We start from the raw sequence: 13,125 nt of genomic DNA, 5'->3' as shown, positions 1-13,125 counted from the left end.
ATCTCCCGACAAATTCTGCACATGAAATAGCCGCAGGATGGCTGTTTTTCTCAGCGAAACGGCCCGAAAGGTAGCGTGGGCCATGAAAAAAGGCGCCCGCAGGCGCCTCGCTTGTTGTTTCGGGCCTATTAGGGGCGGATTTCGATCAGTGTGCCGTCCTGCACCAGGTTCCACACCTCACGCATGTCGGCGTTACGCATGGCGATGCAGCCCTCGGTCCAGTCCAGAGTGCTGAAGAACCACTCGGGGTATTCGTCATCCAGTGGCGTGCCATGGATCATGATCATGCCACCGGCGGACACGCCTTTCTTGCGCGCATTGGCGGCGTCGCGGGCGTTGGGGTAGGAGATGTGCATCGACAGATTGAACTTGTCGCTGGTCTTGCGCCAGTCGATCCAGTAGAAGCCTTCCGGCGTGCGCAGGTCGCCTTCGCTGACCTTGGCGCCGGTGGGCACCTTGCCCAGCGAGATGCGGTAGGACTTGAGCACTTCGCCACGCCCCATGAGGTGGAGCTTGCGCTCGGATTTGACCACCAGCACCTTGTCTATGGCCTTGCCGCGCAAGGTGGGCGCGCTGGAAGCGAGAGAGGGGGTAGCCAGGGTGACTAAGAGAAAGGCGAGCAACCAGCGCATTGCGATGTTCCGAACGTATCTGTTGGCCCTGATAGATCAGGTCGTTATGCGCGAGAGTCTGCCTATGCCGAAAGGGATGATCAATCCTCGGTGGTCGGATGGCTTGCGGCAAAGGTCTTGCGGCTGGCCAGCCTCATGGCGATAACAGTACGGCCAGCTCGTCGGTGACCTCGGCCCAGTCAGAGTCTTCAGCCAGGGCCTCGCTGAGGAACTGAGCCTGTGCCTTGTTCCAGAAGGCGGCCTTGGGCAGGGCCTGACCTTCGGCGAGGCGATGTTCGCGCAGGAACGTTTCGATTTCGGCTTTGCTGTTGGGCAGGCCGAGTTGCTTGAACAGGGCGCTCAGGCTGTGTTCGCTGGTGTCCATGATGCCTCCGGCTGCAGGTTGAGTACGCGACGCAAGGACTATAGACGCCATCAGCGTAGCGGGTGCAGGGCGGCGATGCCTTCGTTGCGAATGGGAAAGCGGCGTTCTTGCCTGTCGGCGAAAAAGCACTTGAGGGTACGACCGACAGTGGGAAAGGCCAGTTCCTGCCAGGGTATTTCGTATTCGTGGAACAGCTGAACCTCGAGGCTCTCCTCGCCGGCCTGGAAGTCCAGGTCGATCAGTTCGGCGCGAAAGAATACGTAGAGCTGGCTTATGTGCGGCAGATCGAACAGGGCGTAGAGCTGCAGATCGCGCACCCGCGCACAGGCTTCCTCGTCGGTCTCGCGCATGGCGGCTTCGGCCATGGTTTCGCCGTTCTCCATGAAGCCGGCCGGCAGGGTCCAGTAGCCGCGGCGTGGCTCGATGGCGCGGCGGCACAGCAGCACCTGTTCGCCCCATACCGGCAGGCAGCCGGCCACGATGCGTGGGTTCTGGTAGTGAATGGTGTGGCAGTGCGGGCAGACATAACGCAGGCGGTTGTCGCCTTGCGGGATGCGCTGCTCCACCGGGCCGCCGCACTGGCTGCAGAATTTCATGCCGGGCTCTCCGTGATCGACTGTCATATTGGCCGCAGCTGGCGAGGCTCGGCAAGCTTGGCGGCGGTTCGGGTCTTGGGTGGGCCGCTGCTTCGTGCCATGATGCCGGGCAAAAGAAAAGACCGAGAACGATCATGCTCGACGAGCTCCTGCAGCGTGTGCGCGGCCATAGCCCGCGTATTCTGGAGACTGACCAGCGCTACCCCGAGGCAGCTGTGCTGGTACCGCTGACCCGCAATGACGAGCCTGAGCTGGTGCTGACCTTGCGCGCCAGTGGCCTGTCCACCCACGGTGGCGAGGTGGCCTTTCCCGGTGGTCGGCGTGATGCCACCGACCCCGATCTGGCCTTCACCGCCCTGCGCGAGGCCGAGGAAGAGGTCGGCCTGCCGCCAGGTCTGGTGGAGGTGGTTGGTCCGCTCAGTCCGCTGGTGTCGCGCTTCGGTATTCAGGTCACACCCTATGTCGGCGTCGTGCCGGATTACGTCGAGTACCGGCCTAACGACAGCGAGATCGCCGCAGTCTTTGCCGTTCCATTGCGGTTTTTCCTGGAGACGCCGCGTGAGGTCACTCATCGCATCGATTACGAAGGGCGCAGCTGGTATGTGCCCTGCTATCACTACGAGCATTACAAGATCTGGGGGCTGACGGCGGTGATGATCGTCGAGCTGGTCAACCTGGTGTTCGACGCCGGTATCGACCTGGAACAGCCGCCGCAGTCTTCCGTGAAAGTCATTCGCCTGTGAGGAGCGAGCCATGAAATACCGCCTGGGCGATGCCCGCGTGCAAGCCCATCCCGACAGCTGGATCGCCCCGACCGCAGCGGTGATCGGCAAGGTGCAACTGGATAAGGGCGCCAACGTCTGGTTCGGCGCTGTGCTGCGTGGCGACAACGAGCTGATCCATATCGGCGAAAACAGCAACGTGCAGGACGGCACGGTGATGCATACCGACATGGGCTTTCCGCTGACCTTGGGCAAGGGCGTCACCGTTGGCCACAACGTGATGATGCACGGCTGCACGGTGGACGATTACAGCCTGATCGGCATCAATGCGGTGATCCTCAACGGTGCCAAGATCGGCAAGTACTGCATCATCGGCGCCAACAGCCTGATCCCTGAAGGCAAGGTGATTCCCGATGGCAGCCTGGTGATGGGCAGCCCGGGCAAGGTGGTGCGCGAACTCACCGAGCAGCAGAAGAAGATGCTCGAAGGCAGTGCCGCCCACTACGTACACAATGCCCAGCGCTACGCCCGCGACCTGGCCGAGGACGAGGCGTGAGCGACGAGCGTCCGGTCAAATCGCCCTGCGTCAGCATCTGCGCGCTGGATGAACACGATATCTGCACCGGCTGCCAGCGCACGGCGGCCGAGATTACCCAGTGGGGGCGCATGAGCAACGAGCAGCGCCGTGAAGTGCTGGCGCGTTGCGTCGAGCGCACCCGCGCCGCCGGGCAGTTTCTGCAGCAGCCCGCGCAGCACTGATTTCTCTTTATTCATCCTCCGAGGACACCCGCATGCCCCGTATCGGCACCCCCTTGTCGCCCACCGCGACCCGCGTTCTGCTCTGTGGCTCTGGCGAGCTGGGCAAGGAAGTGGTGATCGAGCTGCAGCGGCTGGGCTGCGAGGTGATCGCCTGCGACCGTTACGCCGATGCACCGGCCATGCAGGTAGCGCATCGCAGTCATGTGCTGAGCATGCTCGACGGCGCGGCCCTGCGTGCGGTGATCGAGGCGGAGCAGCCGCACTACATCGTCCCGGAGATCGAGGCCATTGCCACCGATACCCTGGTCGAGCTGGAGGCCGAAGGTTTCACTGTGGTGCCTACCGCGCGTGCCGCCAGGCTGACCATGAACCGTGAGGGTATCCGTCGTCTGGCCGCCGAGGAGCTGGCGCTGCCGACCTCGCCCTATCACTTCGCCGACACGTTCGAGGCCTATGCCGAGGCGGTGAAATCGGTCGGCTACCCCTGCGTGGTCAAGCCGATCATGAGTTCTTCCGGCAAGGGGCAGTCGGTGCTCAAATCCGACGCCGACCTGCAGGCTTCATGGGACTACGCCCAGGAAGGCGGGCGCGCCGGCAAGGGCCGGGTGATAGTCGAGGGCTTTATCGACTTCGATTACGAGATCACCCTGCTGACAGTGCGCCACATCGGCGGTACTTCCTTCTGCGCGCCGGTTGGCCATCGCCAGGTCAAGGGCGACTATCACGAGTCCTGGCAGCCGCAGGCGATGAGCAGCAAGGCACTGGCAGAGTCCGAGCGGGTGGCGCTGGCGGTGACCGAGGCCCTCGGTGGCCGTGGTCTGTTTGGCGTGGAACTCTTCGTCAAGGGCGATCAGGTGTGGTTCAGCGAAGTCTCGCCGCGCCCGCACGACACCGGTCTGGTAACCCTGATTTCCCAGGACCTGTCCGAATTCGCGCTGCACGCGCGGGCCATCCTCGGCCTGCCGATTCCTGTCATTCGCCAGTACGGCCCTTCGGCCTCCTCGGTGATCCTGGTCGAAGGCCGTTCGCAGCAGACCGCCTTCGCCAACCTGGGCGCTGCCCTGGCCGAGCCGGACACGGCGCTGCGCCTGTTCGGCAAGCCTGAGGTGGACGGTCAGCGACGCATGGGCGTGGCCTTGGCGCGTGATGAAAGCATCGAGGCGGCGCGTGCCAAGGCAGTGCGGGCGTCTTCGGCGGTCCAGGTCGAGCTGTGAGTCATCTGCGCGCCGGCCTGTGGTGGGGGCTGACCCTGGCGTTGCTGCCGGTGGTTTTGCCGCAGGCGCTATGGACGCGGCGTACGGCGCTGCGTCTGCCGCCGGCGGCTGGTGCGCAAACTGGAATGGCTGGCGCGGAGTTTTCTGCCGAGCCGCTGCGCCTGTTGCTGATTGGCGAGTCCACCGTGGCTGGCGTGGGCGTCGAGGCGCAGACCGAGGCGCTGGCCGGTCAGTTGGCGCAGGCGCTGTCCGTTCGTCTTCAACGTCCGGTGCTCTGGCGTGCCTGTGGCGAGAACGGGATCACGGCGGGAGAGGCCTGTGAGCGCTTGTTGCCGTTGGCCCTGAGCGAGCCGGCGGATCTGGTGCTGCTGGTGTTTGGCGTCAACGACACCACTCATCTCAGTTCGCAGGCACGTTGGTCTGAGGCATTGCGCAATCTGAGTCGGGCGTTGGCGGCCCAAGGGGCACAAGTGGCGTTCACCGGTGTACCGCCGATTCAGCATTTCACCGCTTTGCCCTGGCTGCTGCGGCGCCTGCTCGGCGTGCGCGCGGCCCTGCTCGATGCGGTGCTGGATCGTACCTGTGCGGAAGAGCGGGTGGAGTATGTGAAGCTGGGGCTGACGGTCACGCCGGAGTATCTGGCGCGCGACGGCTATCACCCTTCGGCGCTGGGCTACCGCGTGTGGGCCGAGGGCCTGGCCGAACGTCTCAATCCGCGCTGCGGATAAGCTGCGCCTGCCACAGGCGCACGCTCTTCACCCGGTTTTCACTGGATTCGAGGATTTCCAGGCGGTAGGGGCCGATCTTCAGGCATACCGGGCAGTCGGGGATGGTTTCCAGTGCCTCGGTGATCAGGCCATTGAGGGTTTTCGGTCCTTCGCTGGGCAGGTGCCAGCCCAGGGCACGATTCAGCTCGCGGATGTTGGCACTGCCTTCGACGATCTGGCTGCCGTCTTCCTGGCCCTGGATTTCGGTGTGCTGTTGCTGATCCTTGCCGCTGAGGTCGCCGACGATTTCTTCCAGCACGTCCTCCAGGGTAATCAGCCCCTGCACGTCGCCATACTCGTCGACCACCAGGCCCATGCGCCGCTTTTCCTTCTGGAAATTCAGCAACTGGGTGGACAGGGGGGTGTTTTCCGGCACGAAGTAGGTGGGCTGGCAGGCCTGCAGCAGCGTTTCGTGGGTCAGTTGGTTATGCGCCAGGCGCCGGGCCAGCTGGCGCATGTGCACCACGCCTTCGACCTGGTTGATGTCCTGGCGGTAGACCGGCAGGCGTGTGTGGCGGGTGCTCTGCAGCTGCTGAATGATGCGGCCGAGCGAGTGTTCGAGGTCGATACCGATGATCTCACTGCGTGGGATCATGATGTCGTTGACCGACACGGTTTCCAGGTCCAGTACACCGAGCAGCATGTTCTGGCGATTTTTCGGCAACGACTGGCCGGATTCGCGCACCACGCTGCGCAGTTCCTCGGTGGTCAGGCTGTCACTGCCGCGGGCATTGGGGTCGACGCCGAACAGGCGCAGCAGACCATTGCTGATGGTGTTCAGCGCGATCACCAGCGGGTAGAACAGCTTGAGCATGATCTGCAGCGGCAGGCTGGCCGGGTAGGCAATGCGTTCGGGATGCAGGGCTGCCAGGGTTTTGGGGGTGATTTCGCCGAAGATCAGCAGCACGATGGTCAAGGCCACCGTGGCAATGGCGATGCCGGCTTCGCCCCAGATTTGCATGGCCAGCACAGTGGCGATGGCTGAGGCGAGGATGTTGACGAAGTTGTTGCCGATGAGAATGGTGCCGAGCAGGCGGTCCGGACGACCAAGCAGGGCGCTGGCGCGCTTGGCGCCGCGATGCCCTTCGCGGGCTTTATGCCTCAGGCGGTAGCGGTTGAGGCTGATGATGCCAGTCTCGGAGCTGGAGAAGAACGCCGAACACAGGATCAGGAAGGCCAGCAAGCCCAGGAGAAAGCCAGGATGAAGCTCTGCCACAGGGGTTGCCTCAGATGTGCAGGATGAATTCGCGAACCAGCTTGCTGCCGAAGTAGGCCAGCATCAGCAGGCAGAAGCCGGCCAGGGTCCAGCGGATTGCCTTGTGCCCGCGCCAGCCGAGTTGATGGCGGCCCCACAGCAGCACGGCGAACACCACCCAGGCCACGCACGACAGCACGGTCTTGTGTACCAGATGCTGAGCGAACAGATCCTCGAAGAACAGCCAGCCGGACAGCAACGAGAACGACAACAGCAGCCAGCCAGCCCAGAGGAAGCCAAACAGCAGGCTTTCCATGGTCTGCAAGGGCGGGAAGTTGCGGATCAGACCGGACGGGTGCTTGTGCTTGAGCTGATGGTCCTGCAGCGCCAGCAGCAGGGCCTGGAACATGGCGATGGTCAGCAGGCCGTAGGCCAGGATCGACAGCAGGATATGGGCGATGATGCCGGGTTCCTCGTCGATCGGCTTCAGCGTGCCGCTGGGCAGGAACTGCGCCAGCAGCACGGTCAGCAGGCCCAGGGGCATGAGGATCAGCAGCAGGTTCTCGACCGGGATGCGCGAGCAGGCCAGCAGGGTGATGGCGATGACCGCAAAGGCAATCAGGCTGGCGGCACTGAAGAAGTCGAGGCTCAGGCCGGCGCTGGCATGCAGTTGCATGAACAGGCTGCCGCCATGGAAGAACAGGGCGATCAGGGCCAGTAGCGCCAAAAGCGGTTTGTTCGGCGCTTCGCGTTTGGCCAGGCGCATGCCTTGGTATGTAGTGGCGCCGGCATAAATGGCTGCGGCGGCCAAGCTGGGCAGCAGAGGGTGCATAAATCCTTGTACGGCGGGCCCGAAAGGCCGTGAGTTTGGCACATAAGAAGCGTTTCACGAAAGACCGCCGGCGGTGTCGGCGTCGCCGCCTCTTGGGTATACTCGCCCACCTGCTGCAAGCCCCCTGTTTTAAGGATCGCGCATGTTCGAGAACCTAACCGACCGCCTGTCCCAGACGCTGCGCCATGTTACCGGCAAGGCCAAGCTGAGCGAGGACAACATCAAGGACACCCTGCGCGAGGTGCGCATGGCCCTGCTCGAGGCTGACGTTGCCTTGCCGGTGGTCAAGGACTTCGTCAACAAGGTCAAGGAGCGCGCGGTCGGTGCCGAGGTGTCGAAGAGCCTGACGCCTGGCCAGGCCTTCGTGAAGATCGTCCGTGCCGAGCTGGAAGAGCTGATGGGCGCGGCTAACGAAGACCTCGCCCTGAATGTCGCGCCGCCCGCCGTGGTGCTGATGGCTGGCCTGCAGGGTGCCGGTAAGACCACTACCGCCGGCAAGCTGGCGCGCTTCCTCAAAGAGCGCAAGAAGAAGACGGTCATGGTGGTGTCTGCCGACGTTTACCGTCCGGCGGCGATCAAGCAGCTGGAGACCCTGGCCGGCGACATCGGTGTGACCTTTTTCCCCTCCGACATTAGTCAGAAGCCGGTGGCCATTGCCCAAGCGGCGATCGCCGAGGCCAAGCTCAAGTTCATCGATGTGGTGATTGTCGATACCGCCGGTCGCCTGGCTGTCGATGAAGAAATGATGGCCGAGATCCAGGCCGTTCACGCGGCGATCAAGCCGGCCGAGACCCTGTTCGTGGTGGATGCCATGACCGGTCAGGACGCCGCCAATACCGCCAAGGCCTTTGGCGATGCACTGCCGCTGACCGGCGTGGTGCTGACCAAGGTCGACGGTGACGCGCGTGGCGGTGCCGCGCTGTCGGTGCGCCATATCACCGGCAAGCCGATCAAGTTCATCGGTATGGGCGAGAAGAGCGAAGCGCTGGAGCCTTTCCATCCGGATCGTATCGCTTCGCGCATCCTTGGCATGGGCGACGTGCTCAGCCTGATCGAGCAGGCCGAACAGACGCTCGATCGCGAGAAGGCCGAGAAACTCACCAAGAAGCTGAAGAAGGGCAAGGGCTTCGATCTCGAAGACTTCCGCGATCAGCTGCAGCAGATGAAGAACATGGGTGGCCTCGGTGGCCTGATGGACAAGCTGCCGTCCATCGGCGGGGTCAATCTGTCGCAGATGGGCAATGCGCAGGGTGCGGCAGAAAAGCAGTTCAAGCAGATGGAAGCCATCATCAACTCCATGACGCCGGCCGAGCGCCGTGATCCGGAAGTCATCAGCGGCTCGCGCAAGCGCCGCATCGCCCTCGGCTCCGGCACTCAGGTGCAGGATGTTGGGCGGCTGATCAAGCAGCACAAGCAGATGCAAAAGATGATGAAGAAGTTCACCGCCAAGGGCGGCATGGCCAAGATGATGCGTGGTCTGGGCGGGATGATGCCGGGCGGCATGCCCAAGCTGTAAGCCGCTGCCGATGGGCGGCGGAAAAAGAGATTTGCAAATGGCCGGATAATCCTTAGAATATGCGGCCTTTCGGGCCTTGGCCCCTCAAAGTGTGTGCCTTAAGTTAGCACCGATTACAGGAACGAAGTTCAATGGTAACCATCCGTCTTGCTCGTGGCGGCTCCAAGAAGCGCCCCTTCTACCACCTGACCGTGACCAACAGCCGCAATGCGCGCGATGGTCGCTTTGTTGAGCGTATCGGCTTCTTCAACCCGATCGCCACTGGTGCCGAAGTGAAGCTCTCCGTAAACCAGGAGCGCGCTACCTACTGGCTGAGCCAGGGCGCCCAGCCGTCTGAGCGCGTTGCTCAGCTGCTGAAGGAAGCTGCTAAGGCTGCTGCCTAAGCACTATGAACGCTACGCCGTCAGCTGAGGACCTGGTCGTCCTCGGCAAAATCACTTCGGTGCACGGCGTGCGTGGGGAAGTGAAGATTTACTCCTTCACCGACCCGATCGACAATCTGCTCGACTACCGCCGTTGGACGCTCAGGCGCGATGGCGAGGTCAAGCAGATGGAGCTGGTCAACGGTCGCCTGCAAGGCAAGGTACTGGTAGCCAAGCTCAAGGGGCTCGATGATCGCGAGGTGGCCCGCACCTACGCAGGATTCGAGATCTGTGTACCCCGTGAGCAGTTGCCTGACCTCGAAGAGGGCGAGTTCTACTGGTACCAACTGGTAGGGCTGAACGTGATCGACATGCAAGGGCAACTGCTCGGGCGCCTCGATCACCTGCTGGAAACCGGCGCCAACGATGTGATGGTGGTCAAGCCCTGTGCGGGCAGCCTGGATGATCGCGAGCGTTTGCTGCCCTATACCGAGCAGTGCGTGCAGCAGATCGACCTGGCCGCTGGCGAGATGCGGGTGGACTGGGACGCGGATTTCTGAGCCCCGACCATGCGTGTTGAAGTCATCAGCATCTTTCCGGAGATGTTCGCTGCCATCAGTCAGTACGGTATTACCAGTCGTGCGGTGAAGCAGGGGCTGCTGCAGTTGAACTGCCGGCAGTTGCGAGATTACACCGCCGACCGTCATCAGACCGTGGATGATCGCCCTTTCGGCGGTGGCCCCGGCATGGTGATGAAGATCAAGCCTCTGGAAGATGCCCTGGCTGCGGCCAAGGCGGATGCAGGGGAAGCAGCGAAGGTGATCTACCTGTCGCCGCAGGGCCGCCAGCTGAGTCAGCAGGGGGTTCGTGAACTGGCTAGCGAGCAGGCGCTGATTCTCATCGCCGGCCGCTACGAAGGCATCGACGAGCGTTTCATTGAAGCGCATGTCGATGAGGAATGGTCGATTGGCGATTATGTCCTCTCCGGCGGTGAGCTTCCGGCGATGGTGCTGATCGATGCTGTTACGCGGCTGCTACCGGGCGCGCTCGGGCATGCAGATTCCGCCGAGGAGGACTCGTTTAGTGACGGCCTTCTCGATTGTCCTCATTACACCCGTCCGGAGCTGTACGAGGGCAAACGTGTTCCTGATGTGTTGCTCAGTGGCAACCACGAACACATCCGGCGTTGGCGCCTCCAGCAGTCCCTTGGTCGGACCTGGGAGCGTCGCCCCGATCTTCTGGATTGCCGCTCGCTTTCTGGAGAAGAGCAAAAGCTGCTGGAGGAATACATCCGCCAGCGGGACGATAGTTAACGTATCGATGACAAACTCAGGTTTGTCTTAGGAGCACAGCATGACCAACAAGATCATTCAGCAGCTCGAAGCCGAGCAGATGAACAAAGAAGTCCCGGCCTTCGCCCCGGGCGACACCATCATCGTTCAAGTGAAAGTGAAGGAAGGCGACCGTTCCCGTCTCCAGGCTTTCGAAGGTGTGGTGATCGGCAAGCGTAACCGCGGCCTGAACAGCGCTTTCACCGTACGTAAGATCTCCAACGGTGTTGGCGTTGAGCGTACCTTCCAGACCTACTCGCCGCTGATCGACAGCGTGAGCGTGAAGCGTCGTGGTGACGTGCGCAAGGCCAAGCTGTACTACCTCCGCGACCTGTCCGGCAAGGCAGCGCGCATCAAGGAAAAGCTGTCCTGATCGGACGGTCTTCCGACCTGAAAAAAGCAGCCTCCGGGCTGCTTTTTTTGTTTCTGGAGCTCGCTGACCGACGAGTTCCAGCCCTGCCGTACGGGCAGCGTGACAATAACCACAACAGCGCGGCACGGGCGGCCACAGTCCATCTGGAGCATTAGTGGCATGACCCCGAGAGAGCAAGAGATCCAGCGTCGAACCGAGTTGTCGGAGACCCGCGTGGTCAAGGCGGTGTTTCCGCCGACCACCAATCATCACAACACCCTGTTCGGCGGCACGGCGCTGGCCTGGATGGACGAAGTGTCATTCATCGCCGCCACGCGCTTCTGCCGTTTGCCGCTGGTGACGGTGTCGACCGACCGCATCGACTTCAAGCATGCGATTCCCGCCGGCTCCATCGTTGAGCTGATCGGCCGGGTGATCGCGGTGGGTAACACCAGCCTCAAGGTCGAGGTGGAGGTGTTCGTCGAGGGTATGTACTGCGGCGGTCGCGAGCGTGCCATCAATGGCGTGTTCAGCTTTGTCGCCATCGACGAGGACAAGAAGCCGATTCCGGTGCTGGCCGATTTCAACTGAATGACAAGGCGCCCCGAGGGGCGCCTTGTTGTTATGCCTCGGGCTCGATCAGGGCGACCAGCGTCCAGTCGGCATCCGGGGTAAAGCTCAGCGTGGCGCTGGCGATGTGGAACCAGCCTTTGGGGTCGAAGGCCAGCAGCAAGGTGGCCCGTTCGCCGTACAGGGCCTGGTAGTCGGCCCAGCCGAAGCTGCCGGAGAGGGTGGTGCTGCGCACTTCTGCACCGCGTGCCAGAGCGCTGGCCAGTTGGCCATAGTTTTGCGCCGGGTAGCCGAAAGGCTGGCCGCGGTGCTCGTCGCTGGTGCGGTGCTTCTCGCTCAGGCGCTGTTCGCGCTGGCTTGGCAGGTAGTACAGGTTGGCCTTGCCAAAGTCGGGGCGGAAGCGCGTGCAGGCCACGCTGTTCTGTTCGCTGGAGGGAGACAGGGCGAGCAGTTGGCCGAGTCCGATCAGGTCCAGATGCGCGTCGGCGTGCTGGGAAGCCGGGTTGCCGAAGTAAGTGGGCAGGCCGTCCATGCGTGCGGCGCTGATGTTTTCCCAGCTGGAGTCGGTCAGCAAGATGCGGTGGTTGCGCTGCTGCAGGGCTTTGCCGATGGCGCGGGCCACGGGGTTGGCGCCGATGATCAGAAAACCGCGGGGTGAAGGCTCCGATACTTTCAGCAACTGGGCCAGCGGACGCGCGGTGGCGCTCTGCAGGACCACGGTGCCGATGATCACCAGAAAGGTCAGAGGGACCAGCAGTTCAGCCTGGGCCACGCCATGAGCCTCCAGCCGTTCGGCAAAGATGGCCGATACGGCGGCAGCCACGATGCCGCGCGGGGCGATCCAGGCCAGCAGAGAGCGTTCACGCCAGTTCAGGTTGGAGCCGAAGGTGCTCAGGGCCACGCAGAGCGGGCGGGCGATGAACTGGATAATCGCCAGCAGCAGCAAGGTTGCCGGACCGAGGGCGATCAGGGCTTTCAGGTCTAGGCGGGCAGCCAGCAGGATGAACAGTCCGGAGATCAGCAGGACGCTGAGGTTCTCCTTGAAGTGCAGGATGTGCTTGACGTCTACCCCGCGCATGTTGGCCAGCCACATGCCCATCACGGTCACGGCCAGTAGTCCGGATTCGTGTACCAGCAGGTTGCTGGCGATGAAAATGCCCAGCACGGCGGCCAGGGCGCCGAGATTTTCCAGGTATTCCGGTAGCCAGTGGCGGCGCAGTGCCTGGCCGAAAGACCAGCCGCCCACCACGCCGAAGAAACTGCCGCAGGCGATCACCTGAGCGAAGGTCAGTATGCTCTCGCCAAGCGGTGTGCTGCCGCTGCGGCTGGCGATGAAGCTGTACACCACGACGGCCAGCAGGGCGCCGATGGGGTCGATAACGATGCCTTCCCAGCGCAGGATGTTGGCCACCGCTGCATTGGGGCGCATCACCCGCAGCATGGGGACGATCACCGTAGGGCCGGTGACTAGGGTCAACGTACCGAACAGCACGGCCAGGTCCCAGGAGAAACCGAGCAGGTAGTGGGTGGCGGCGGCGATCACCAGCCAGGTCGCCAGAGCTCCCAGGGTGACCATGCGCTGAACCACGCCGCCGATCTCCTTCCATTCCGACAGTCGCAGGGTCAGGCTGCCCTCGAACAGGATCAGGGCGACGGACAGCGATACCAGTGGGAACAGCAGGGGGCCGAAGAGTGCTTCGGGGTCGAGCAGTCCGAGTACCGGGCCGGCGAGAATGCCGCAGATGAGCAGGAACAGGATTGCCGGCAGGCGCAGGCGCCAGGCCAGCCATTGGCTGGCCAGCGCGGCGGCCCCGATGCCGCCGATGCCGAGGAGGACGTGCGTTTCGTTCATCAGGACTCCGTGTCTCTGGTGAGGGTAGGTTGGCTATGGAAGACTAGCGGTTGTCTTCCTC

The 13,125-nt window shown here is 62.9% G+C and carries 17 protein-coding genes; 11 read left to right on the top strand and 6 right to left on the bottom strand.

The window, feature by feature from the left end; genetic code table 11:
• Nucleotides 1-128: 128 nt before the first annotated feature.
• The 3 genes from P7A97_RS10830 to P7A97_RS10820 form a co-directional block, all read right to left on the bottom strand.
• On the bottom strand, nucleotides 129-632 hold the full coding sequence (locus tag P7A97_RS10830) for a L,D-transpeptidase family protein (RefSeq protein WP_277689951.1): 504 nt from the start codon (nucleotides 630-632) through the stop codon (nucleotides 129-131).
• A 133-nt stretch (nucleotides 633-765) separates the two neighbouring features.
• Entirely contained in the window at nucleotides 766-996 is a 231-nt protein-coding gene (locus P7A97_RS10825) for a DUF2789 domain-containing protein (RefSeq protein WP_277689950.1), read from the bottom strand.
• A gap of 50 nt (nucleotides 997-1,046) precedes the next feature.
• Nucleotides 1,047-1,592 (bottom strand): NUDIX hydrolase, encoded by a 546-nt coding sequence (locus tag P7A97_RS10820; RefSeq protein ID WP_277689949.1) that lies wholly within the window; start codon nucleotides 1,590-1,592, stop codon nucleotides 1,047-1,049.
• 134 nt (nucleotides 1,593-1,726) lie between these two features.
• Here P7A97_RS10820 and P7A97_RS10815 point away from each other — a divergent pair, with 134 nt between their 5' ends.
• The 5 genes from P7A97_RS10815 to P7A97_RS10795 are packed head-to-tail and all read left to right on the top strand — an operon-like array spanning nucleotide 1,727 to nucleotide 5,015.
• Nucleotides 1,727-2,335 carry a CoA pyrophosphatase gene (locus tag P7A97_RS10815; RefSeq protein ID WP_277689948.1) on the top strand — a complete coding sequence of 203 codons (609 nt, stop codon included), beginning with the start codon at nucleotides 1,727-1,729 and terminating at the stop codon, nucleotides 2,333-2,335.
• A gap of 10 nt (nucleotides 2,336-2,345) precedes the next feature.
• Nucleotides 2,346-2,870 (top strand): gamma carbonic anhydrase family protein, encoded by a 525-nt coding sequence (locus P7A97_RS10810; RefSeq protein WP_277689947.1) that lies wholly within the window; start codon nucleotides 2,346-2,348, stop codon nucleotides 2,868-2,870.
• Nucleotides 2,867-3,073 (top strand): DUF1289 domain-containing protein, encoded by a 207-nt coding sequence (locus P7A97_RS10805; RefSeq protein WP_277689946.1) that lies wholly within the window; start codon nucleotides 2,867-2,869, stop codon nucleotides 3,071-3,073. Before P7A97_RS10810 ends, P7A97_RS10805 begins: the two co-directional genes overlap by 4 nt.
• Nucleotides 3,074-3,105: 32 nt before the next feature.
• Nucleotides 3,106-4,287 carry a formate-dependent phosphoribosylglycinamide formyltransferase gene (purT, locus tag P7A97_RS10800; RefSeq protein ID WP_277689945.1) on the top strand — a complete coding sequence of 394 codons (1,182 nt, stop codon included), beginning with the start codon at nucleotides 3,106-3,108 and terminating at the stop codon, nucleotides 4,285-4,287.
• Complete coding sequence (locus P7A97_RS10795; protein WP_277689944.1) at nucleotides 4,284-5,015, top strand: SGNH/GDSL hydrolase family protein; 732 nt, start codon at nucleotides 4,284-4,286, stop codon at nucleotides 5,013-5,015. The genes purT and P7A97_RS10795 overlap by 4 nt, the downstream gene beginning before the upstream one ends.
• Here P7A97_RS10795 and P7A97_RS10790 read toward each other — a convergent pair.
• Together P7A97_RS10790 and ccsA are read right to left on the bottom strand one after the other, a co-directional pair.
• Complete coding sequence (locus P7A97_RS10790; protein ID WP_277689943.1) at nucleotides 4,996-6,270, bottom strand: HlyC/CorC family transporter; 1,275 nt, start codon at nucleotides 6,268-6,270, stop codon at nucleotides 4,996-4,998. The genes P7A97_RS10795 and P7A97_RS10790 overlap by 20 nt on opposite strands.
• 10 nt (nucleotides 6,271-6,280) lie before the next feature.
• Complete coding sequence (gene ccsA, locus P7A97_RS10785; protein WP_277689942.1) at nucleotides 6,281-7,081, bottom strand: cytochrome c biogenesis protein CcsA; 801 nt, start codon at nucleotides 7,079-7,081, stop codon at nucleotides 6,281-6,283.
• 142 nt (nucleotides 7,082-7,223) lie between these two features.
• Between ccsA and ffh the strand changes: the two genes are divergently transcribed.
• From ffh to P7A97_RS10755, 6 genes are all read left to right on the top strand, one after another.
• Entirely contained in the window at nucleotides 7,224-8,597 is a 1,374-nt protein-coding gene (gene ffh / locus P7A97_RS10780; RefSeq protein ID WP_277689941.1) for a signal recognition particle protein, read from the top strand.
• 131 nt (nucleotides 8,598-8,728) lie between these two features.
• Complete coding sequence (gene rpsP, locus P7A97_RS10775) at nucleotides 8,729-8,980, top strand: 30S ribosomal protein S16 (protein WP_111263569.1); 252 nt, start codon at nucleotides 8,729-8,731, stop codon at nucleotides 8,978-8,980.
• A gap of 5 nt (nucleotides 8,981-8,985) precedes the next feature.
• Nucleotides 8,986-9,519: a ribosome maturation factor RimM gene (gene rimM / locus P7A97_RS10770; RefSeq protein WP_277689940.1), complete on the top strand. Its 534-nt coding sequence runs from the start codon at nucleotides 8,986-8,988 to the stop codon at nucleotides 9,517-9,519.
• Nucleotides 9,520-9,528: 9 nt separating this feature from the next.
• Nucleotides 9,529-10,272 (top strand): tRNA (guanosine(37)-N1)-methyltransferase TrmD, encoded by a 744-nt coding sequence (gene trmD / locus P7A97_RS10765; protein ID WP_277689939.1) that lies wholly within the window; start codon nucleotides 9,529-9,531, stop codon nucleotides 10,270-10,272.
• Between the two features lie 40 nt (nucleotides 10,273-10,312).
• On the top strand, nucleotides 10,313-10,663 hold the full coding sequence (rplS, locus tag P7A97_RS10760) for a 50S ribosomal protein L19 (protein WP_277689938.1): 351 nt from the start codon (nucleotides 10,313-10,315) through the stop codon (nucleotides 10,661-10,663).
• Nucleotides 10,664-10,822: 159 nt separating this feature from the next.
• Nucleotides 10,823-11,233, top strand: coding sequence for an acyl-CoA thioesterase (locus P7A97_RS10755; protein WP_277689937.1), 411 nt, complete (start codon nucleotides 10,823-10,825; stop codon nucleotides 11,231-11,233).
• Nucleotides 11,234-11,264: 31 nt separating this feature from the next.
• Here the strand turns inward: P7A97_RS10755 and P7A97_RS10750 are convergent, their stop codons facing one another.
• Entirely contained in the window at nucleotides 11,265-13,064 is a 1,800-nt protein-coding gene (locus tag P7A97_RS10750; protein WP_277689936.1) for a sodium:proton antiporter, read from the bottom strand.
• Between the last annotated feature and the right edge of the window lie 61 nt (nucleotides 13,065-13,125).

Source organism: Pseudomonas sp. GOM6, assembly GCF_029537485.1.
In the GTDB taxonomy this organism is placed as follows: Bacteria; Pseudomonadota; Gammaproteobacteria; order Pseudomonadales; family Pseudomonadaceae; genus Aquipseudomonas.
The sequence above is the reverse complement of the archived record's forward strand: the minus strand, read 5'-3'. Positions and strand labels throughout refer to the sequence as shown.

Coding starts and splice junctions, on each gene's coding strand:
- P7A97_RS10830 (WP_277689951.1), bottom strand. CDS start 632: ATGCGCTGGTTGCTCGCCTTTCTCTTAGTCACCCTGGCTACCCCCTCT.
- P7A97_RS10825 (WP_277689950.1), bottom strand. CDS start 996: ATGGACACCAGCGAACACAGCCTGAGCGCCCTGTTCAAGCAACTCGGC.
- P7A97_RS10820 (WP_277689949.1), bottom strand. CDS start 1,592: ATGAAATTCTGCAGCCAGTGCGGCGGCCCGGTGGAGCAGCGCATCCCG.
- P7A97_RS10815 (WP_277689948.1), top strand. CDS start 1,727: ATGCTCGACGAGCTCCTGCAGCGTGTGCGCGGCCATAGCCCGCGTATT.
- P7A97_RS10810 (WP_277689947.1), top strand. CDS start 2,346: ATGAAATACCGCCTGGGCGATGCCCGCGTGCAAGCCCATCCCGACAGC.
- purT (WP_277689945.1), top strand. CDS start 3,106: ATGCCCCGTATCGGCACCCCCTTGTCGCCCACCGCGACCCGCGTTCTG.
- ccsA (WP_277689942.1), bottom strand. CDS start 7,081: ATGCACCCTCTGCTGCCCAGCTTGGCCGCCGCAGCCATTTATGCCGGC.
- ffh (WP_277689941.1), top strand. CDS start 7,224: ATGTTCGAGAACCTAACCGACCGCCTGTCCCAGACGCTGCGCCATGTT.
- rpsP (WP_111263569.1), top strand. CDS start 8,729: ATGGTAACCATCCGTCTTGCTCGTGGCGGCTCCAAGAAGCGCCCCTTC.
- rimM (WP_277689940.1), top strand. CDS start 8,986: ATGAACGCTACGCCGTCAGCTGAGGACCTGGTCGTCCTCGGCAAAATC.
- trmD (WP_277689939.1), top strand. CDS start 9,529: ATGCGTGTTGAAGTCATCAGCATCTTTCCGGAGATGTTCGCTGCCATC.
- rplS (WP_277689938.1), top strand. CDS start 10,313: ATGACCAACAAGATCATTCAGCAGCTCGAAGCCGAGCAGATGAACAAA.
- P7A97_RS10755 (WP_277689937.1), top strand. CDS start 10,823: ATGACCCCGAGAGAGCAAGAGATCCAGCGTCGAACCGAGTTGTCGGAG.
- P7A97_RS10750 (WP_277689936.1), bottom strand. CDS start 13,064: ATGAACGAAACGCACGTCCTCCTCGGCATCGGCGGCATCGGGGCCGCC.